An 18887-nucleotide genomic window follows, 5' to 3' on the forward strand; every position below is an offset into this window, starting at 1 on the left:
GCATTGATATCGCGCGGATCTCGAACCTCTCGCAGGATAGACATAATCAACGGCACCGCGGCCTCCTCTGTAGCGAGAAAGCCTCTCAAGAATCCCTCTTTTCCTACTTGGCAAGAGCCAATCAACTTATCTGCGATTCCCCTGCCCTCGAGGGGGGAGATGGGTCCCGCTTCAAGCCGCCTTCGCAACCCCATCCAGTTCCCTCAGCACATCAACCGACAGCTCCAGCTCCGCCGCCGCCAAATTCTCCCTCAAATGCCCAACCGACGATGTCCCCGGAATCAGCAGGATATTCGGCGAACGCTTGAGCAGCCATGCGAGCGCAACCTGCAACGGCGTGGCGCCGAGCCGCGCCGCCACATCCGACAAGGTCGACGACTGCAGCGGGCTGAAACCGCCGAGCGGGAAGAACGGCGTGTAGGCGATACCGGCGCGTGCCAGCTCGTCGATCAATCCGTCATCGTCCCGGTGCGCCAGATTGTACTGGTTCTGCACACAGACGATCTCGGCGATCCCACGGCCTTCCTCGACCTGCGCAGGGGTGACGTTGCTCAGGCCGATATGGTCCACCAGGCCCTTGCGCTGCAACTCGGCAAGCGCCGCCAGCTGCGCCTCGATCGAGCCCTCGGTCGGGCCCATCCCGAACATGATGCGCAAATTGACGACGTCCAGAACCTCAAGTCCGAGATTCCTGAGATTGTCGTGCACGGCCTGCTCGAGTTCCTTGGCCGAATAGGCAGGCAACCAGGAGCCATCGCTGCCACGCCGCGCCCCGATCTTGGTGACGATGACCAGATCGTCGGCATAGGGCGCCAGCGCTTCGCGGATCAGCTGGTTTGTGACATGCGGGCCATAATAGTCGCTGGTGTCGACGTGGTTGACCCCGGAGCCCACCGCTTCGCGCAGCACCGCAATGGCCGCGTCCCGATCCTTCGGCGGGCCGAAAACGTGCGGGCCGGCAAGTTGCATGGCGCCGTAGCCGAGCCGCTTCACGGTGTGGCTGCCGAGGGTGAATGTGCCGGACTTTTGGACAGTGGACATGCTCGATCTCCTTTGAGGAGGCGAAGATAGACGCTGCTCAACCTCGGGATAATAAGGTACAATCCGCACAGCTTGTGCGGAATGGCGAACAATGATGGACCTTGGCGATCTGAACTCATTCGTGGCGGTGGCGCGTGCCGGCGGTTTTCGCGAAGGGGCTCGCGCCAGTGGCGGCAGCGCGTCGGGCTTGAGCGAGGCGGTGCGCCGGCTGGAGACGCAGCTTGGGGTCAGGCTGTTCAACCGCACGACGCGCAGCGTTGTCCCGACCGAGGCCGGCCTCAGCCTCTTGGGACGGCTTGGTCCGGCACTGTCGGAGGTGGAGGCGGCGCTCGACGTGGTCAATGGCTTTCGCGACAGGCCGGCCGGTTCGCTGCGCCTCAATGTGCCGGTCAGCGCCGCGCGGCTGATATTGCCTGACATCATTCCGGGCTTCCTCGCCGCTTATCCCGGCATCCGGCTCGAGGTGATCGCCGATGAGAACTTTGTCGACGTTCTGGCGGCCGGCTGTGACGCCGGCATCCGCTACGACGAGCGGCTGGAGCAGGACATGATTGCGGTGCCGATCGGACCGCGCGTCCAGCATTTCGCCACAGCCGCCAGCCCCGCCTATCTCGATCGCCATGGGCGGCCGCAGCACCCGAGCGACCTGCTTGGCCACTCTTGCCTGCGCGGCCGCTTTGCCAGCGGTGCGATGCTGCCGTGGGAGTTTGAGCGCGACGGCGAGGTGGTGCGGGTCGACACGACGGGGCCGTTGATCGTGCGTATCGGCGGCGCGAGCGATCTGGCCGTCCATGCGGCGATCGCCGGCAGCGGCATCGTCGCGCTCTTCGAGGGCTGGCTTCGCCCGCACTTCGACAGCGGCGCCCTCGAGCCCGTCCTCGAACCCTGGTGGCAGAGCTTTTCCGGACCGTTTCTCTATTATCCGGGACGGCGTCTGGTGCCGGCGCCGCTGCGGGCGTTTATCGATTTCGTCAAGGCCGGCAAGTTCTGAGACTTGAACCGAAGCCGGCGCCGTCACCCCACCCGGCGCTGCGCGCCGACCTCCCCATCGAGGGGAGGTAGGGCGTCACGCCCCTTGCACTATCGTTCCGTGCCCTGCCACCTTATTGAATGGCGTCGGGCGAAACTGCCGCGACCTTCTACCTCCCCTCGATGGGGAGGTCGCGCCGAAGGCACGGGCGGGGTGACTGCCGAGACCCCAAAACAAAAAGGCCGCCCGGAGGCGGCCTTTTCGACATGGAAGTTCGACACGCTTAGCGCTTCGAGAACTGGAAGGAGCGGCGGGCCTTTGCCTTGCCGTACTTCTTGCGCTCGACGACGCGGCTGTCGCGGGTCAGGAAGCCGCCCTTCTTGAGCACGGCGCGCAGTGCCGGCTCGTAGTAGGTCAACGCCTTGGAGATGCCGTGACGAACCGCACCGGCCTGGCCGGACAGGCCACCGCCGACGACAGTGGCGACGATGTCATACTGGCCGGCGCGGTTGGAGGCGATGATCGGCTGGTTGAGGATCATCTGCAGGACCGGACGCGCGAAATAGGTCGCGAATTCCTTGTCGTTGACGACGATCTTGCCGGAACCCGGCTTCACCCAGACGCGCGCAATGGCGTTCTTGCGCTTGCCGGTGGCATAGGCGCGGCCCGACTTGTCGAGCTTCTGGACATGGACGGGGGCAGCCGGCTGCGTGTTGGTGTTGCCGGTAGCCGTTCCGAGTTCTGCGAGCGAGGAAAGCTCAGCCATCTTACGAAGCCTTCTTGTTCTTGGCGTTCAGCGCGCCGACGTCGAGGGTGACGGGCTGCTGGGCGACATGCGGATGTTCCGTGCCTGCATAGACGCGGAGGTTCTTCATCTGGCGACGGCCGAGGGGCCCGCGCGGGATCATGCGTTCGACGGCCTTCTCGACGACACGCTCGGGGAAACGGCCCTCGAGCAGCTGGCGCGCGGTGCGCTCCTTGATGCCGCCGGGGTGACCGGTGTGCCAGTAATAGACCTTGTCGGTGAACTTCTTGCCGGTGAACACCACCTTGTCGGCATTGATGACGATGACGTTGTCGCCGTCGTCGACATGCGGGGTGAAGGTGGGCTTGTGCTTGCCGCGAAGATGATTGGCGATGACAGTGGCGAGACGGCCGACGACGAGACCCTCGGCGTCGATCAGCACCCACTTCTTCACCACATCCGCAGGCTTCTGCGAAAAGGTTGCCATGGAGTTCTGCTTTCGGTTTGGACCTGCCCCAAATGATGGAGAAGGCGTTTCTTGTTGCTTGGATTGGCAAAAGGCACTTACCCGCCGCCAATAACAAAACGGCGGCCTTTGCGGGCCGCTGCTTCGGGTGGGCTTATAGGCGAGGGGGCTTTGCGCGTCAAGACGCAGGAAAAGCCCGTCATCGCCAAAAATATAGTAAAAACAACTATTTGAGTAAAAGGTATTATTTTACCACATCATTTATCCGCTTCGGCGGGATCGAATAGGTGCCCGTTGCATGCGCCACCGTGTGTCCGTCTGGTCCGGCAACGATGTCGATGTCGAACACCATCAGGCTCTTGCCCAGCTTCAGGATGCGGCAATGGCCGTCGATCGGCCCGGCCTCGGCCTTGCGGACAAAGTTGATGTTGAGGTTGACGGTCACCGATAGCGCGTCCGGTCCGGCGTGGCTGAGCACGCAGACATAGCCGCCAATGTCGGCCAGCGTGAACAGCGAGGGGCCCGACACCGTGCCGCCGGGCCGCAAATGCCGCTCGTCGGCATTGAGCCGCACCGTGCAGCCGCCAGGAAACACTTCAAGTGCTTCGTATGAAGCGAATTCGTCGTTGAGTTGGGGGTAGACGCTGGCCATCAGCGCATTGACTTCAGCCGCATTCAGCACCGGCTTGAGATTGTCCTGAGCGGGCATGTCGGTTTCCCCCTTGGCACCTGCGCCTGTATGAACGTGGTCCGGTCCCTGTTGCAACCGTCGCCGATGGCGTCAGGTCGGTTCGTCGCTTGTGCCAGCGTCGGTTTCAAGGTGTTGGACGAAGCAAGATCGCATACTAGATTGTAGTCATCCAACTCGACTGGGGAGAAGCGGCTCATGGCCGAAATAGTCGCGATCAAGCCGCCCGAAGGTCCGGTCATCGCCAGGCTGGACAAGGGCGTGCTGCGCCTGACGCTCGCCAACCCACCTGCCAATGCCTTGTCGCTTGCCGTCATGGCGGCGCTGAGTGCCGAGCTCGACCATGCAAAAGCCAACAAATCCGTCCGCGTCATCGTCCTGGCGGCGGCCGGAAAGGTTTTCTGTGCGGGTCACGACCTCAAGGAAATGACCGCGCGCCGCGCCGACGCGGACAAGGGCAAGGCGTTCTTCGAGCAGACATTTTCGGCTTGTGCTGCCCTGATGCAGGCGATCGTGCGCCATCCGCTGCCTATAATCGCTGAAGTCGACGGCCTCGCCACCGCCGCCGGGCTGCAGCTGGTCGCCAGCTGCGACCTCGCCATCGCCTCGCATGAAGCGACGTTCTGCACGCCGGGCGTCAATATCGGCCTGTTCTGCTCGACGCCGATGGTGGCGCTGTCGCGCAACGTCTCGCGCAAGCACGCCATGGAGATGCTTCTGACCGGCGAGACCATCGATGCGGCAACCGCCAAGGAATTCGGCCTGGTCAATCGCGTCGTGCCGCGCGAATACCTGAATCAGATCGTCACCAAATACGCGCAAACCATTGCTTCCAAATCATCTCTGGTGGTCAAGACGGGCAAGGAGGCCTTTTACGCGCAGGCCGAAATGGGCTTGGCCGACGCCTATGCCTATACAGGACGCGTCATGGTCGAGAACATGCTGGCACGCGATGCGGAAGAAGGCATCGGCGCCTTCATCGGCAAGCGCAAGCCGGAATGGACGGACGACTAAAACATGGAACCGCGCATCTCGATCATCACCGTCGCCACCGACGATCTCGACCGCGCCGTGCGCTTCTACGAGGCGATGGGCCTGACGCGTCACGCCGGCATCACCGACGGCGTTGCCTTCTTCCAGATGGGCGGTGCCATTCTCGGCTTGTTTCCACGCCAAAGCGCCGAAGAAGATTCAGGCGTCACCTTCGCCAGGGCGCCATCCGCGGTCTACCTCGCCTACAACACCCGCTCCGACGCCGAAGTCGATGAGGTGCTCGCCATGGCGGAAAAAGCCGGCGGCAGGATCGTCAAGCCGGCGGGGCGCGCCTTCTGGGGCGGCTGGTATGGCTATTTCGCCGATGCCGACGGCCATGTCTGGGAAGTCGCGCACAATCCGGCCTTTCCGATCGCGGAAGACGGCACCATCTCGCTGCCGGACTGATCGGTCCGCATGGCCTATCGCAAGCAACTGACGCGACTGAAGGCGCCTTATCTCAAGCGCATCCTGCTCGACGCCACAAAGGTCGAGGACTGGGAGAAATATCCCTGGAACCTGCCGCTGTTTCGTGGCCGTGAGTTCGAACTGGAATTCACCACGCCGATAACCATCATCGTCGGCGAAAACGGCACCGGAAAATCGACGCTGCTTGAGGCCATCGGCGCGCTGGCCGGCTACGACGAGGCCGGCGGCGGCAAGGGTTACATGCCCGTCGACCATTCCCGTGCCATCGACAAGAGCGGTGCTGGGCTGGTCAATAGCTTTCGTTGCCATTGGCTGCCGAAGGTTACAGCCGGTTGGTTCTTTCGCGCCGAATCCTTCTATTCTGTTGCCCGTTACCTCGACGAGGCGGCCAGAGAATCCGGCGGGACGCCGCCGGATTTTCTGTCCTGGTCCCATGGCGAGGGATTCATCCGCTTTTTCGAGGAGCGCTGCCGTCGGCAAGGCATCTACATCCTCGACGAGCCCGAAAGCGCGCTGTCGCCGTCGCGGCAGATCGAGCTGCTGAAGATGCTGCGGCGCATGGACCAGTCGGGCACGGCGCAAGTGATCATGGCCACGCATTCGCCGCTGCTGATGGCTTGTCCCGGCGCGCGGCTGTTTCGCATCAGCCGCTTCGGCCTCGACCCGACCGATTTCAGCGACACCGATCATTTTCGCATGATGCGCGACTTCTGCACCGACCCGCAGGCGTTTATGGAAGAGTCGCTGAGGGAGACTGACGAGTGAACCACGATACCTACGACAATGCCTATATCGGTGGCATCCTCAATTCGGTGAAGACCATCGCCATGGTCGGCGCGTCGGCCAATGACGTCAGGCCGAGCTTTTTCGTGCTGAAATACCTGCTGGCCAAGGGTTTTTTGGTCTTCCCGATCAATCCCGGACAGGCCGGCAAGGAAATCCTCGGCCGCACAGTCTATGCCAGCCTGGCCGATCTGCCGGGTCCCGTCGATATGGTCGACATTTTTCGGGCCTCCACTGCAGTGCCCGGCATTCTCGATCAGGTGCTGAAGCTCAATCCCTTGCCGAAGGTGATCTGGATGCAGCTTGGCGTGCGCAATGACGAGGCGGCGGCGCGCGCCGAAGCGGCCGGCATCAAGGTGGTGATGAACCGCTGCCCCAAGATCGAATATGGCAAGCTGTCGGGCGAGATCGGCTGGACCGGTGTTAACTCGGGTGTGCTGTCATCGAAGAAGCCGCTGATGCGGCCGGGATTCCAGAGTTTTGGCGTGCGCCAGAAATAGACCGCGATCCCGAAAGCCATGCTCGGTTCCCAGGCGAGCAAAATATTCCGGGAAGCGATGAAGTTCCCCGCGCGTTCATCGTAGATCGCTTGCCGAAAGGTATTTTCTTCTTTGCATTCGTGGCTGCGGTTCGCCAAGAATGCCCACGATTTTCAGAAGGTTCAGGAGAGGGAGGTTTCGATGACCCGTACGCCCGGTTTCAATACGCTCGCCGTCCATGCCGGCGCCAAGCCCGACCCGGCGACCGGCGCACGCGCCACGCCGATCTATCAGACGACCTCCTTCGTCTTCGACGATGCCGACCATGCCGCGTCGCTGTTCGGGCTGAAGGCCTTCGGCAACATCTATACCCGCATCATGAACCCGACCCAGGCGGTGCTGGAGGAACGCATCGCCGCGCTTGAAGGCGGCACCGCGGCGCTGGCCGTTGCCTCCGGCCACGCCGCGCAGGTCCTGGTGTTCCACAATCTAATGCGCCCCGGCGACAATTTCGTCGCTGCGACAAGGCTTTACGGCGGCTCGATCAACCAGTTCGGCCATGCCTTCAAGAATTACGGCTGGGAAGTGCGCTGGGCCGACACCAACGACATCTCGACCTTCGAGAGCCAGATCGACGACAAGACCAAGGCGATCTTCATCGAGAGCCTGGCCAATCCGGGCGGGGTCTTCGTCGACATCGAGAAGATCGGCGACATTGCCCGCAAGCACGGCCTGCCGTTGATCGTCGACAACACGCTGGCCTCGCCCTATCTGGTGCGGCCGATCGAGCATGGCGCCGACATCGTCGTCCATTCGCTGACCAAATTCATCGGCGGTCACGGCAATTCGATCGGCGGCGCCGTTGTCGATGGCGGCACCTTCGACTGGTCGAAATCGGGCAAATACCCGATGCTGTCGGAGCCGCGCCCCGAATATGGCGGCCTCGTCCTGCACGAAACCTTCGGCAATTTCGCCTTCGCCATCGCCGCCCGCGTGCTCGGCCTGCGCGACCTTGGCCCGGCGATCTCGCCGTTCAACGCCTTCCTGATCCTCACCGGCCTGGAAACCTTGCCGCTCCGGATGCAGCGCCATTGCGACAACGCGGTTACCGTCGCCGGCTGGCTGTCCAACCATCCCAAGGTCGCCTGGGTGAACTATCCGGGCCTGCCCAGCGACAAGAACAACGCGCTGCAGAAGAAATACTCGCCGCTCGGCGCCGGCGCTGTCTTCACCTTCGGCCTGAAGGGCGGCTACGAGGCGGGCGTCAAATTCGTCGAGGCGCTGGAACTGTTCTCGCATCTGGCCAATGTCGGCGACACCAAGTCGCTGGTCATCCACCCGGCCTCGACCACGCACCGCCAGCTTTCCGACGAGCAGAAGGTCAAGGCTGGTGCCGGACCGGATACAGTCCGGCTTTCGGTCGGCATCGAGGATGTCAACGACATCGTCGCCGATCTGGAACAGGCCCTGGCCAAGGTTTGATCTTTACCCTCCCCCTTGTGGGGAGGGTCGGCGCGTAGCGCCGGGTGGGGGTGAGCCGGCGCGCAAGCCAGCTCTTTCATGGAGGCAATTCTTGTCCACGCATTACCTGACGATATCGACCGACAGCGTCGACGCCGAGCATGGCGCGCCGGCGCCGGATCGCCTGATTGCGGGCGATCCGAAGTTCCGCACCTGGAATGTCGAGGAGCGCGATGGCGGCCTCTATGCCGGGATATGGGAAGCCACACCCGGCAAATGGCGCATCGTCTATGATGAGTGGGAGTTCTGCCACATCCTGTCCGGCGTTTCGGTGATAGCTGAGGACGGCGGCGAGGCGCGCACCGTGCGCGCCGGCGACAGCTTTGTGCTGAGGCCGGGTTTCAAAGGGACCTGGGAAGTGCTCGAGACCACCCGCAAGGAATATGTGATCAGGCTTTAACGGCTAGCGGCCGGCCACAGCAGCCGGTCAATATCATCGTCGGAAAAACCGTATTGGCTCATCATCTCCCGGTGCCACGAGCTGCCGAGCAATTCATCCAGGCACCGATCCACCTTTTGACGTAGCGCGGCATTGTTCTTGGCAAGCGCGAAGGCGCCGGCGGCAGGCTGCTTCTCGGATGCCGGAACATCGACGACGTCGAGCGGAGCATCGGGTTCGCGGGCGATGTATCCTCGATGCGCCATGGCGACACTGGCATAGGCCTGCACTGCACCCTGCGCCACGGCCTCCGCTGCTTCCGCCTGCGTTGCGAATGTTTTGATCCGTCCGGGGGGAACGCCGTTCTGCAGTGCGGTTTGATGCTGAATCTGGTCTGAGATCACGGCCAATATCGCCGAGGGGTTCCGGGCGAGCGAGCGGTAGCCCGCCAACCCCAGCGGATCGCCCTTCGCGACCATCAGCCCGTCAGGCAATGCCCAGATCGGTCGCGTAAAGTCGACGAGCTTTCGGCGCTCGTCCGAGATGAACAGGCCTGTGGTCATATCCCAGCGGCCTTTGGCCACTCCGGGCAGCAAGTCGGCGAACTCTATCTCGATGGGCGAGAAATCCGCCAGCTCAACCATCTGGCCAATCTTCTCGGCGAGCTTTGCGTCGCAGCCGCCGAGCTTGCCGGAAGCATCGGTGAAGCAGAAAGGAGGTTCCTGCAGGAAGGCGAATCTCATTTCGCGTTGCCCTGGAAAGTCACCGCGAGCTTTTCCAGCCCGTGGAAGTGATAGCTGTCGCGGAAGCGCGGCGCCTCGGCCAGGCGCAACTCCGGCCGCCGCTCGAACAGCGTTTTCAGCGACACCTGCAATTCCAGCCGCGCCAGCGGCGCGCCGATGCAGAAATGGATCCCGGCGCCGAACGAGACATTCTTCTGGTCGGCGCGGCCGGGCCGGAAGACCTCGGGTTCGGCAAAGGCAAGCGGATCATGGTTGGCCATGCCGAGCAGCAGACCGATCGTCTCGCCCGGTTGTACGACAACCCCTGATGTCACCTCGATCTCCTGATAGGCGTAGCGGGTGAACATGTGCAGCGGCGCGTCGAAGCGCAGGCATTCCTCGACGGTGGCCGCGGTAGCCTCCGGCGAGGTGAAGAAACGGCCGGGATCGCCGCCTTGCGCCAGCAATGAGCGCACGGCGTTGCCGGTCTGGTGGACCGTTGCTTCGTGGCCGGCATTGAGCAAAAGGATGGCGGACGAGACCAGTTCGTCCTCCGAGAGTTTCTGGCCATCCTCCTGCGCCGCGATCAGCAGCGACAACAGATCGTCGCCGGGCTTTTTGCGCCGCTCGGCGACGTAGCCGCGCAAAAAGCCGGAAAAATCGTGCGCGGCGCGATTGGCCGTCTCCTCTGTCTCGCGGGTGCGGCCATGCATGTACATGGCCACCATCTGGTGCGACCAGTCGAGCAGTTGCGGCCCCATCTCGACCGGCACGCCGAGCATTTCGGCAATGATGGTGATCGGCAAAGGCGCGGCGAAGGCAGGCAGCAGATCGACCTGGTCCGGTTTGAACCGGTCGATAAGTTCATTCGCGAGCGCTTCGACGCGCGGCCGCAGCCGCTCGACCTGGCGCGAGACGAAGGCGCGATTGACCAGCGTCCGCAGCCTGGTGTGCACCGGCGGCTCCAACTCCAGCATCGAATTCACCTCGATGCCGTCGAAGGCGGCGAGATGCGAACGATCTTCGCCGATGCCGCGGCTGTCGGGGATGCCGGCCGGGTTCTGGCGGCCGAAACGGCGGTCGCGCAGCAGCCGGTTGACGTCGTCGAAGCCGCCAAAACACCAGAAGCCGAATCCTTCCCAGAAGAAGGCCTTCGATGCGCCATGCAGGAAGGCGTAGGCGTCGTAAGGGTTCTGGAAAAACGCCGGTTCATGCGGATCGAGCCGCAGGCGGCGCGCGGCTGGATCAAAGGAGAGGTAGGGCGGCATGGATTTGGTCATGCCAGACCATTAGCGCGGCTTGCCAGCTTGGTGCCAGACCGTATGTTGGCCACCGACGGGCCTGTGGATTGAGCCAGCCGGGACGGCTCTCGACGACGTGCCGAAGTCTAATCCTGGCAATGGCGCGCAATGTGCACACGGCGCCACCTGGTCGAGCCTTCCTGTACCACCACCCGGCGCGCCACCCGCTGGTATGACGGCGCAATCTCAGTGATGTGCCGCCGCTCGGGCCGCACCAGCACTTCATGCGCAACGCTCTCATATTCGGCCGGCAGCACGACCCGGCGGGTGCGTTCTGGTTCAATCTCTACCGTTTCGGCGACACGCGCATAGCGAGCCTTGCGCCAGACCTTGCACAGCACCCGGCGGCCATGGATGACGCGCCACTCCCAGGCATAGCCGCCATCGTCGACCTTGACCGTGTGATAGACGGTGCGGGTGATGGCCGGCACGACCTCATAGGTGACGCGGGGCGGCGCGATCTGCTCGACGCGCTCAAGCGTGCCGTAGATCGGCGGGTCGTAATCGACCAACTGCCCGCCGGGGCTGACCATGACGTCTTCATAGACGGTGTCATAGAGCGCAGGCCTGTGCACCGGCTCGTAGCATTCGACGGCGCGGCCGCCGGCGACCGCTTCGGACACCATGCCGAGACCGGCAAGGCCGGCAATGGCCAAGGAAGCTGTTTTCCTGATCATGGCACTCCCCCTGTTTGAACGCGAAAACGCAGGTTCAACGTTGAATTGTAGGGTATGGTTCTCTAGGGGAAAGCGGTTTCACCGCATTTCGTTAAGCGATGCGGTTAAGGAATTGCTACACCCGAAAGCACGGCCGGCCGCGTTCGGGCTCCCCTTGCGCGGAAACCTTGATTCGACTTAACCAGATGGCTAGGAGAAGGCGGCCTTGCGCTAGGGTGAGCCGGCATCCTATTTACATCCTAACCGTCCAGAACCGATTCTGCCCGATTGCTAATGTTTCCGGCGCCGGAATCCCCATCTCCAAAAAGGGATAGTCCATGAAGAACCCCGTCGAAACCTACATGAACCTCGTTCCGATGGTGGTCGAGCAGACCAATCGCGGCGAGCGGGCTTACGACATTTTCTCGCGCCTCTTGAAGGAGCGCATCATTTTCATCACCGGCCCGGTCGAAGACGGCATGGCGACGCTCGTTTGTGCACAGCTTTTGTTCCTCGAGGCCGAGAACCCGAAGAAAGAGATCAACCTCTACATCAACTCGCCGGGTGGCGTCGTGACCTCGGGCATGGCGATCTACGACACCATGCAGTTCATCAAGCCGGCGGTGTCGACGCTGTGCATCGGCCAGGCCGCTTCGATGGGCTCGCTGCTTCTGACCGCCGGCCACAAGGATATGCGTTTTGCCACGCCGAACGCCCGCATCATGGTTCACCAGCCTTCCGGCGGCTTCCAGGGCCAGGCTTCCGACATCGAGCGCCACGCCCAGGACATCATCAAGCTGAAGCGCCGCCTCAACGAGGTTTATGTCAAGCACACCGGCAAGAGCTACGAAGAGATCGAAAAGACGCTTGACCGCGACCATTTCATGACCGCCGACGAAGCCAGGGATTTCGGCCTGATCGACAAGGTCATTTCGTCGCGCGAGCCGGTCGAAGGCGCTGCCGCATAAGGCTGCATGGCAGTTGGATGGCGGGATAACGCGCTTTTGCTGGGATTTGCGGCATTTCGGCCACAATTGGCTGTTCCCTCGGCGGATGGGATTGCCTACGTTAATGCTATGTTGATTTTCGACGGCTTAGCTTTGTGCGGGGTTGGCGCGAATCATTGCTACGTTTTCTGATTTGTGTTTCGTACGGATTGCGTTGCGGGAGCCGGGACACTGGCGGCGGCGAATTCCCGCGATAGATAGAATATGCGCCGTTCCAGCCAGACCATCGGCGGGCGGCGATGAAAGGACAGGAAAATGAGCAAGGTCGGCAACAACAGCGGTGATTCCAAGAACACGCTTTATTGCTCGTTTTGCGGCAAAAGCCAGCACGAGGTGCGCAAGCTGATCGCCGGCCCGACGGTGTTCATCTGCGACGAGTGCGTCGAGCTCTGCATGGACATCATCCGCGAGGAGAACAAAACCTCGATGGTGAAGTCGCGCGAGGGCGTGCCGACCCCGCAGGAGATACTCAAGGTCCTCGACGACTATGTCATCGGCCAGCCCTACGCCAAGCGCGTGCTGTCGGTGGCCGTGCACAACCACTACAAGCGCCTGGCGCATGCCGGCAAGAACAACGACGTCGAACTGGCGAAGTCCAACATCCTGCTGATCGGCCCGACCGGCTGCGGCAAGACGCTTCTTGCCCAGACGCTGGCCCGCATCATCGACGTTCCCTTCACCATGGCCGACGCCACGACCCTGACCGAAGCCGGTTATGTCGGTGAGGACGTCGAAAACATCATCCTGAAGCTCTTGCAGTCGGCCGACTACAATGTCGAGCGCGCCCAGCGCGGCATCGTCTACATCGACGAAATCGACAAGATTTCGCGCAAGTCGGACAACCCCTCGATCACCCGCGACGTGTCGGGCGAGGGCGTACAGCAGGCGCTGTTGAAGATCATGGAAGGCACCGTCGCCTCCGTGCCGCCGCAGGGCGGCAGGAAGCATCCGCAGCAGGAGTTCCTGCAGGTCGACACTGCCAACATCCTGTTCATCTGCGGCGGCGCCTTCGCCGGGCTGGACAAGATCATCTCGGATCGCGGCAGGAAAACCTCGATCGGCTTCGGCGCCATCGTCGCTTCGCCCGAGGATCGTCGCACCGGCGACGTGTTCCGCCTGGTCGAGCCCGAGGATCTCCTGAAGTTCGGCCTCATTCCCGAGTTTGTCGGCCGTCTGCCGGTCCTGGCGACGCTTGAGGACCTCGACGAGCCGGCGCTGATCCAGATCCTGACCGAGCCGAAGAACGCGCTGGTCAAGCAGTATCAGCGGCTGTTCGAGATGGAGAGTGTCGACCTGACCTTCCACGAAAATGCGCTGTCGGCGATCGCCAAGCGTGCCATCGAGCGCAAGACAGGCGCCCGCGGCCTGCGCTCTATCATGGAAGCGATCCTGCTCGACACCATGTTCGAACTGCCCGCGCTGGAAGGCGTGCGCGAAGTGGTGATTTCGGAAGAAGTGGTGACGGGCAGCGCCCGGCCGCTCTACATCTATTCCGAGCAGAAGGAAAAGAAGGGCAACGTCAGCGCCTGACATGGCATCTGGCCCAATCTTTTTATGGAACGGCGCCCCTTGGGCGCCGTTTTGCTGTGGTGAGGTATCAGTTCTAGTGCTGGATTGGACGAACCGCCCGTGTTGACCCTTGATCTTTGCCCCTTGTGCATCCAACTAACACTGGAAGGCCGTGGTGCCGAATTCTGTGCTGTAAAACTCCCGTCACAAACGGTGGTAGGCGGAACGACCTACGGTCGTTAATATGAGATTCGCGGTTGGCTCAATTAGCGGCCGCGACATGAAAGGTTGGACAATGGCCAAAATATCCAAGGCTCCCAGCGACGGCGTCTTCGCAGTCCTCCCACTGCGCGACATCGTGGTGTTCCCGCACATGATCGTGCCGCTCTTTGTCGGGCGTGAAAAGTCGATCAAGGCGCTGGAAGAGGTTATGGGTCAGGAAAAGCAGATCCTGCTTGCCACCCAGATGAATGCCGCCGATGACGATCCCGAGCCCGATGCGATTTTCGACATCGGCACGCTCGCCAATGTGCTGCAATTGCTGAAGCTGCCCGACGGCACCGTCAAGGTGCTGGTCGAAGGTGCTTCGCGTGCCAAAATCGTCTCGTTCACCGACCGTCCGGACTTCCACGAAGCCCGCGCTGCCGCGCTGGTCGAGCCGGAAGAGGAAGAGGTTGAGGTCGAGGCGCTCGCCCGTTCGGTCGTCACCGACTTCGAAAACTACGTCAAGCTGAACAAGAAGATCTCGCCCGAAGTGGTGGGCGCTGCCAGCCAGATTGACGACTATTCCAAGCTCGCCGATACGGTCGCTTCGCACCTTGCCATCAAGATCCCTGAAAAGCAGGAGATGCTGGCCACGCTTTCCGTCAAGGAGCGGCTGGAGAAGGCGATGGGCTTCATGGAAGCCGAAATCTCCGTCCTGCAGGTGGAGAAGCGCATCCGCTCGCGCGTCAAGCGCCAGATGGAGAAGACGCAGCGCGAATACTACCTCAACGAGCAGATGAAGGCGATCCAGAAGGAGCTCGGCGAAGGCGAGGACGGCCGCGACGAGGCCGCCGAGATCGAGGCGCGCATCAAGAAGACCAAGCTCTCCAAGGAGGCCCGCGAAAAGGCGGAAGCCGAACTGAAGAAGCTGCGGACGATGTCGCCGATGTCGGCTGAATCGACCGTCGTGCGCAACTATCTCGACTGGATCCTGTCGATCCCGTGGGGCAAGAACTCCAAGGTCAAGCAGGACCTGGCTTTCGCGCAGAACGTGCTCGACACCGATCATTTCGGCCTCGACAAGGTCAAGGACCGCATCGTCGAGTATCTCGCCGTGCAGAGCCGCCAGAAGAAGCTGAAGGGGCCGATCCTGTGCCTCGTCGGCCCTCCCGGCGTCGGCAAGACCTCGCTCGGCAAGTCGATCGCCAAGGCGACCGGCCGCGAGTTCATCCGCATGGCGCTCGGCGGCGTGCGTGACGAAGCCGAGATCCGTGGTCACCGCCGCACCTATATCGGTTCGATGCCCGGCAAGGTCATCCAGTCGATGAAGAAGGCCAAGAAGTCCAACCCGCTCTTCCTGCTCGACGAGATCGACAAGATGGGCCAGGACTTCCGCGGCGATCCGTCATCGGCCTTGCTCGAGGTGCTCGATCCCGAGCAGAACTCGACGTTCATGGACCATTACCTCGAGGTCGAATACGACCTTTCGAGCGTGATGTTCGTGACGACGGCGAACACGCTGAACATCCCTGCGCCCTTGATGGACCGCATGGAGATCATCCGTATCGCCGGCTACACCGAGGACGAGAAGATCGAGATCGCCAAGCGTCACCTGATGCCCAAGGTGGTCCGCGACCACGCCCTGCAGCCGAAGGAGTTTTCGGTCAGCGAGGACGCGATCCGCGGCATCATCCAGACCTACACCCGTGAAGCGGGCGTCAGAAGCCTGGAGCGCGAGCTGATGAAGCTCGGGCGCAAGGCGGTGACCGAGATCCTGAAGACGAAGAAGAAGTCGGTCGCGATCACCGCCGCCAATCTTTCGGATTACCTCGGCGTTCCGCGCTTCCGCTTCGGTCAGGTCGAGGCTGACGATCAGGTCGGTGTCGTCACCGGACTTGCCTGGACGGAAGTCGGTGGCGAGTTGCTGACGATCGAAGGCGTCATGATGCCCGGCAAGGGTCGCATGACGGTGACCGGCAATCTGCGCGACGTGATGAAGGAATCGATTTCAGCGGCGGCCTCCTATGTCCGCTCGCGGGCCATCGATTTCGGCATCGAGCCGCCGCTGTTCGACAAGCGCGACATCCATGTGCACTTGCCGGAAGGCGCCACGCCGAAGGACGGACCGTCCGCAGGTGCCGCCATGGCGACAGCCATTGTATCGGTACTGACGGGTATTCCGGTCAGGGCCGATGTGGCGATGACTGGCGAGATAACGCTTCGCGGCCGCATCTTGCCGATCGGCGGCCTCAAGGAGAAGTTGCTCGCCGCACTGCGCGGCGGCATCAAGAAGGTGCTGATCCCGGAAGACAACGCCAAGGATCTGGCGGAGATTCCGGACAATGTGAAGAACGGCATGGAGATCATTCCGGTCTCACGCGTCGGCGAGGTTCTGAGGCATGCGCTGGTGCGCATGCCGGAGCCGATCGAGTGGGTCGAGCCGGTCAATCCACCGGCCACGACCGACAGCGCCGACGATGCTGGAAAGTCGCTTGCACACTAGAGCGCCGCGCGTCCACTTGGACGCGCAAAGGACGCTCTAGCACTCTAGACTGGCGCATGGTCCTTTCCGAAAACCGGCTACGGTTTTCGGGGCTATGCATTAGAAAATACTAAAGGTGCAGTGCACAAAGAGAGAGCCGGGCATTGAGCCCGGCTTTTTCATGTGAAAAACCCACCTTTTCCGGGCTTTTTCGAACTTTTTCCGCGCTTTTCGACTTGGTTGCGGGAGCGCTTCTTTCTAAAGTCCGTTTCCTGCCGGATGAGTCGAAGAGTTCCGGTTTTTCTCATGGAAGGGAATTTTTATGAACAAGAACGAACTGGTTTCCGCTGTCGCTGAATCCGCGAGCATTTCGAAGGGTGACGCACAGTCGGCGGTCGATGCGGTGTTCTCCGTCATCACTGGCGAACTGAAGAAGGGCGGCGATGTACGGCTCGTCGGCTTCGGAAATTTCACCGTCTCCAAGCGTGCGGCGTCGACTGGCCGCAACCCGCAGACTGGCGCGGAAGTGAAGATTCCGGCGCGTACCGTGCCGAAGTTCTCGGCCGGCAAAGGCCTCAAGGACGCGGTCAACTAAGACCATTTTTTCTTTTCAGAGAATCTTGAAAAGCCGGGTTCGCCCGGCTTTTCTTTTGCCTCGACGGCAACGCGACACCCACGCCGTCAGCCCGCTGAGGCGAGCCTTCAGCCCACCGGCGCGTCGGCCCTCATCAGGCCTTCCTGCTTGAGATCGGCCCAAAGTGCCGCGGGCAGCTTGGCGTCGAGCAGTGCGCGGTTGCTTTCAACCTCGGCCGGCCGCTGGCCGCCGGGGATGACCGACACCACGGACGGATGCAGCAGCGGGAATTGCAGCGCTGCCTCGATCAGCCTGACGCCATGGCGCTTGCAGACAGCCTCGATGCGCCCGACACGATCCATGATGTCGTGTGGCGCCTCGGAGTAATTGTAATAGGCGCCTGGCTTCGGCCCGGTCGCCAGTATGCCGGAATTGTAGGGGCCGCCGAGCACGATGCCGATGCCGCGCTTCTCACAGAGCGGCAGGAAGGTGGCAAGCGCTTCCTGCTCGAGCAGCGTGTAGCGCCCGGCCAGCAGGAACAAGTCGAAATCGCCGCGCTCGGCCAGCGTCTGGCAGACCTCCCATTCGTTGATGCCGCCGCCGAACGCCTTGATCACACCCTGGTCGCGCAGCGCAAGCAGTCCGTTGTAGCCCGAGGCCATGAACTCCTCGATACGCTGGTCGGACGCTTCCTTGCTGCCATGGGTGAAGATGTCGAGGTCATGGACGAAAAGGATGTCGATGCGGTCGACGCCGAGCCGTTCCAGCGATGCCTCGAACGAGCGCATGACGCCGTCATAGCTGTAGTCGTAGATTTCGCGGCGCGTCGGCGTGTCGAAGAACTTGCCGATGCCGGTGCGCTCTTCCGGCGGACAAACGCGTAACAGGCGGCCGACCTTGCTCGACAGCACATAGTCGTCACGGCTTTTGTCGCGCAGGAAGGCATTGAGACGTGTTTCGGCGAGACCCAAGCCATAGAGCGGCGCGGTGTCGTAGTAGCGGCAGCCGGTCGCCCACGCCGCCTCCAGCGTGGCATTGGCATCCTCGTCGGGGACGGCTCGGTAGAGGTTGCCGAGCGGCGCGCTGCCGAAGCCGAGTTCGGTGAAGTCGATGCCGCCATTGCCGATGCGGTCGAAATGCCGTGTCTTCATGTCGCTTGAGATTTCCTGGATTGATTTGTCTGACATGACACTATCACGCCGGTGGCACAGCAAAAGCCGCGGCGGCTGTTGGACACGCATTTTCGCGGTGATAGCATGAACAAAAACAAGCCTTTCCCGGCAAATGCGCAACCGGAAATCCCGGCCACAACCCTGGCGGAACCCTGATGACGAATGCCGGCTCGGATATGTTCGCGACCGCCCTGCAAGAGCTGGGCGCCGTGCTGGCACGCGTCGACGAAGCCGGCATCGACACTGCTTGCGCAACGCTTGCCCGCGCGCAGAAAATCGTCGTCTATGGCTGCGGCCGCGAGGCCTTGCAGCTCAAGGGCCTCGCCATGCGGCTCTATCACCTTGGGCTCGACGTGTCGGTGGTCGGCGACATGAACACGCCACCTCTTGGCCCGGGCGATGTCTTCCTGGTCAGTTCAGGTCCGGGCGAGACCACGACGGTGCTGACCTTGATGCAGGTTGCCCGTGACGCCGGCGCGACGGTGCTGCTGCTCACCGCCGAGGCCGAGGGCAGTGCGACCGCACTCGCCGACTTCACCTTGCTGATCCCGGCGCAGACCATGGCCCGCGACCAGGGGCCGCAAAAGACATCGCTGCTGCCGATGGGCTCGGTCTTCGAAGGCGCTTTGTTCCTGCTGTTCGAGGTGATGGTGCTGAAGCTCAAGGGGCTGACCGGCCAGTCGTCCGAGGCCATGCGCGCGCGCCACACCAACTTGGAGTAGGCGCG

At 62.2% G+C, this 18887-nt stretch carries 20 protein-coding genes; 12 read left to right on the forward strand and 8 right to left on the reverse strand.

What is annotated here, in order from left to right; translation table 11 throughout:
* Positions 1–171: 171 nt before the first annotated feature.
* Positions 172–1041 carry an aldo/keto reductase family oxidoreductase gene (locus AC04SG_RS29615; RefSeq protein ID WP_488553930.1) on the reverse strand — a complete coding sequence of 290 codons (870 nt, stop codon included), beginning with the start codon at positions 1039–1041 and terminating at the stop codon, positions 172–174.
* A 91-nt stretch (positions 1042–1132) separates the two neighbouring features.
* Here AC04SG_RS29615 and AC04SG_RS29620 point away from each other — a divergent pair, with 91 nt between their 5' ends.
* The gene (locus AC04SG_RS29620) at positions 1133–2032 is read left to right on the forward strand and encodes a LysR family transcriptional regulator (protein ID WP_488553931.1); all 900 of its coding nucleotides are present in this window, start codon (positions 1133–1135) and stop codon (positions 2030–2032) included.
* 262 nt (positions 2033–2294) lie between these two features.
* On the opposite strand, the gene rpsI is transcribed toward AC04SG_RS29620, so the two are convergent.
* The 3 genes from rpsI to AC04SG_RS29635 form a co-directional block, all read right to left on the reverse strand.
* Positions 2295–2777, reverse strand: coding sequence for a 30S ribosomal protein S9 (gene rpsI, locus AC04SG_RS29625; RefSeq protein WP_112561361.1), 483 nt, complete (start codon positions 2775–2777; stop codon positions 2295–2297).
* A 1-nt stretch (position 2778) separates the two neighbouring features.
* Positions 2779–3243: a 50S ribosomal protein L13 gene (gene rplM, locus AC04SG_RS29630; RefSeq protein ID WP_112561362.1), complete on the reverse strand. Its 465-nt coding sequence runs from the start codon at positions 3241–3243 to the stop codon at positions 2779–2781.
* A gap of 223 nt (positions 3244–3466) precedes the next feature.
* A complete protein-coding gene (locus AC04SG_RS29635; protein WP_436259644.1) occupies positions 3467–3931 on the reverse strand; it encodes a PaaI family thioesterase in 465 nt (154 codons plus the stop codon).
* A 177-nt stretch (positions 3932–4108) separates the two neighbouring features.
* On the opposite strand from AC04SG_RS29635, the gene AC04SG_RS29640 reads away from it, so the two are divergent.
* The 6 genes from AC04SG_RS29640 to AC04SG_RS29665 all read left to right on the forward strand — a co-directional run bounded on the left by AC04SG_RS29640 (position 4109) and on the right by AC04SG_RS29665 (position 8554).
* On the forward strand, positions 4109–4924 hold the full coding sequence (locus AC04SG_RS29640) for an enoyl-CoA hydratase (protein ID WP_488553932.1): 816 nt from the start codon (positions 4109–4111) through the stop codon (positions 4922–4924).
* 3 nt (positions 4925–4927) lie between these two features.
* Entirely contained in the window at positions 4928–5350 is a 423-nt protein-coding gene (locus AC04SG_RS29645) for a VOC family protein (RefSeq protein ID WP_488553933.1), read from the forward strand.
* 9 nt (positions 5351–5359) lie between these two features.
* Positions 5360–6136 (forward strand): AAA family ATPase, encoded by a 777-nt coding sequence (locus tag AC04SG_RS29650; protein WP_488553934.1) that lies wholly within the window; start codon positions 5360–5362, stop codon positions 6134–6136.
* The gene (locus tag AC04SG_RS29655) at positions 6133–6654 is read left to right on the forward strand and encodes a CoA-binding protein (protein WP_488553935.1); all 522 of its coding nucleotides are present in this window, start codon (positions 6133–6135) and stop codon (positions 6652–6654) included. Before AC04SG_RS29650 ends, AC04SG_RS29655 begins: the two co-directional genes overlap by 4 nt.
* Positions 6655–6834: 180 nt before the next feature.
* Positions 6835–8115: an O-acetylhomoserine aminocarboxypropyltransferase gene (locus AC04SG_RS29660; protein ID WP_488553936.1), complete on the forward strand. Its 1281-nt coding sequence runs from the start codon at positions 6835–6837 to the stop codon at positions 8113–8115.
* Positions 8116–8206: 91 nt separating this feature from the next.
* A complete protein-coding gene (locus AC04SG_RS29665; protein ID WP_488553937.1) occupies positions 8207–8554 on the forward strand; it encodes a cupin domain-containing protein in 348 nt (115 codons plus the stop codon).
* On the opposite strand, the gene AC04SG_RS29670 is transcribed toward AC04SG_RS29665, so the two are convergent.
* The 3 genes from AC04SG_RS29670 to AC04SG_RS29680 all read right to left on the reverse strand — a co-directional run bounded on the left by AC04SG_RS29670 (position 8551) and on the right by AC04SG_RS29680 (position 11233).
* Positions 8551–9276 (reverse strand): transporter substrate-binding domain-containing protein, encoded by a 726-nt coding sequence (locus AC04SG_RS29670; protein ID WP_488553938.1) that lies wholly within the window; start codon positions 9274–9276, stop codon positions 8551–8553. The two genes, AC04SG_RS29665 and AC04SG_RS29670, sit on opposite strands and share 4 nt — an antisense overlap.
* A complete protein-coding gene (locus tag AC04SG_RS29675; protein ID WP_488553939.1) occupies positions 9273–10535 on the reverse strand; it encodes a cytochrome P450 in 1263 nt (420 codons plus the stop codon). Before AC04SG_RS29675 ends, AC04SG_RS29670 begins: the two co-directional genes overlap by 4 nt.
* A gap of 107 nt (positions 10536–10642) precedes the next feature.
* Positions 10643–11233, reverse strand: coding sequence for a hypothetical protein (locus AC04SG_RS29680; protein ID WP_488553940.1), 591 nt, complete (start codon positions 11231–11233; stop codon positions 10643–10645).
* Positions 11234–11550: 317 nt separating this feature from the next.
* On the opposite strand from AC04SG_RS29680, the gene clpP reads away from it, so the two are divergent.
* From clpP to AC04SG_RS29700, 4 genes are all read left to right on the forward strand, one after another.
* A complete protein-coding gene (clpP, locus tag AC04SG_RS29685; protein ID WP_436259655.1) occupies positions 11551–12180 on the forward strand; it encodes an ATP-dependent Clp endopeptidase proteolytic subunit ClpP in 630 nt (209 codons plus the stop codon).
* 294 nt (positions 12181–12474) lie between these two features.
* Positions 12475–13749 carry an ATP-dependent Clp protease ATP-binding subunit ClpX gene (gene clpX / locus AC04SG_RS29690; RefSeq protein ID WP_023682305.1) on the forward strand — a complete coding sequence of 425 codons (1275 nt, stop codon included), beginning with the start codon at positions 12475–12477 and terminating at the stop codon, positions 13747–13749.
* A 274-nt stretch (positions 13750–14023) separates the two neighbouring features.
* Positions 14024–16435, forward strand: coding sequence for an endopeptidase La (gene lon / locus AC04SG_RS29695; RefSeq protein WP_203279389.1), 2412 nt, complete (start codon positions 14024–14026; stop codon positions 16433–16435).
* 301 nt (positions 16436–16736) lie between these two features.
* Positions 16737–17009 carry an HU family DNA-binding protein gene (locus AC04SG_RS29700; RefSeq protein ID WP_112392385.1) on the forward strand — a complete coding sequence of 91 codons (273 nt, stop codon included), beginning with the start codon at positions 16737–16739 and terminating at the stop codon, positions 17007–17009.
* A 107-nt stretch (positions 17010–17116) separates the two neighbouring features.
* On the opposite strand, the gene AC04SG_RS29705 is transcribed toward AC04SG_RS29700, so the two are convergent.
* Positions 17117–18139, reverse strand: a complete 1023-nt coding sequence (locus AC04SG_RS29705; RefSeq protein ID WP_488553960.1) for an aldo/keto reductase — start codon at positions 18137–18139, stop codon at positions 17117–17119.
* A gap of 176 nt (positions 18140–18315) precedes the next feature.
* On the opposite strand from AC04SG_RS29705, the gene AC04SG_RS29710 reads away from it, so the two are divergent.
* On the forward strand, positions 18316–18882 hold the full coding sequence (locus AC04SG_RS29710; protein ID WP_488553941.1) for an SIS domain-containing protein: 567 nt from the start codon (positions 18316–18318) through the stop codon (positions 18880–18882).
* The last annotated feature ends 5 nt before the right edge of the window (positions 18883–18887 follow it).

The sequence above is a fragment of the Mesorhizobium sp. CNPSo 4684 genome (genome assembly GCF_057784315.1).

What these genes read in the sequence shown, in the direction of transcription:
- AC04SG_RS29710 (WP_488553941.1), top strand. Translation starts at nt 18,316, where the DNA reads ATGACGAATGCCGGCTCGGATATGTTCGCGACCGCCCTGCAAGAGCTG.
- AC04SG_RS29635 (WP_436259644.1), bottom strand. Translation starts at nt 3,931, where the DNA reads ATGCCCGCTCAGGACAATCTCAAGCCGGTGCTGAATGCGGCTGAAGTC.
- AC04SG_RS29620 (WP_488553931.1), top strand. Translation starts at nt 1,133, where the DNA reads ATGATGGACCTTGGCGATCTGAACTCATTCGTGGCGGTGGCGCGTGCC.
- AC04SG_RS29640 (WP_488553932.1), top strand. Translation starts at nt 4,109, where the DNA reads ATGGCCGAAATAGTCGCGATCAAGCCGCCCGAAGGTCCGGTCATCGCC.
- AC04SG_RS29700 (WP_112392385.1), top strand. Translation starts at nt 16,737, where the DNA reads ATGAACAAGAACGAACTGGTTTCCGCTGTCGCTGAATCCGCGAGCATT.
- lon (WP_203279389.1), top strand. Translation starts at nt 14,024, where the DNA reads ATGGCCAAAATATCCAAGGCTCCCAGCGACGGCGTCTTCGCAGTCCTC.
- AC04SG_RS29615 (WP_488553930.1), bottom strand. Translation starts at nt 1,041, where the DNA reads ATGTCCACTGTCCAAAAGTCCGGCACATTCACCCTCGGCAGCCACACC.
- AC04SG_RS29650 (WP_488553934.1), top strand. Translation starts at nt 5,360, where the DNA reads ATGGCCTATCGCAAGCAACTGACGCGACTGAAGGCGCCTTATCTCAAG.
- clpX (WP_023682305.1), top strand. Translation starts at nt 12,475, where the DNA reads ATGAGCAAGGTCGGCAACAACAGCGGTGATTCCAAGAACACGCTTTAT.
- AC04SG_RS29675 (WP_488553939.1), bottom strand. Translation starts at nt 10,535, where the DNA reads ATGACCAAATCCATGCCGCCCTACCTCTCCTTTGATCCAGCCGCGCGC.
- clpP (WP_436259655.1), top strand. Translation starts at nt 11,551, where the DNA reads ATGAAGAACCCCGTCGAAACCTACATGAACCTCGTTCCGATGGTGGTC.
- rplM (WP_112561362.1), bottom strand. Translation starts at nt 3,243, where the DNA reads ATGGCAACCTTTTCGCAGAAGCCTGCGGATGTGGTGAAGAAGTGGGTG.
- rpsI (WP_112561361.1), bottom strand. Translation starts at nt 2,777, where the DNA reads ATGGCTGAGCTTTCCTCGCTCGCAGAACTCGGAACGGCTACCGGCAAC.
- AC04SG_RS29660 (WP_488553936.1), top strand. Translation starts at nt 6,835, where the DNA reads ATGACCCGTACGCCCGGTTTCAATACGCTCGCCGTCCATGCCGGCGCC.
- AC04SG_RS29645 (WP_488553933.1), top strand. Translation starts at nt 4,928, where the DNA reads ATGGAACCGCGCATCTCGATCATCACCGTCGCCACCGACGATCTCGAC.
- AC04SG_RS29705 (WP_488553960.1), bottom strand. Translation starts at nt 18,139, where the DNA reads ATGAAGACACGGCATTTCGACCGCATCGGCAATGGCGGCATCGACTTC.
- AC04SG_RS29680 (WP_488553940.1), bottom strand. Translation starts at nt 11,233, where the DNA reads ATGATCAGGAAAACAGCTTCCTTGGCCATTGCCGGCCTTGCCGGTCTC.
- AC04SG_RS29670 (WP_488553938.1), bottom strand. Translation starts at nt 9,276, where the DNA reads ATGAGATTCGCCTTCCTGCAGGAACCTCCTTTCTGCTTCACCGATGCT.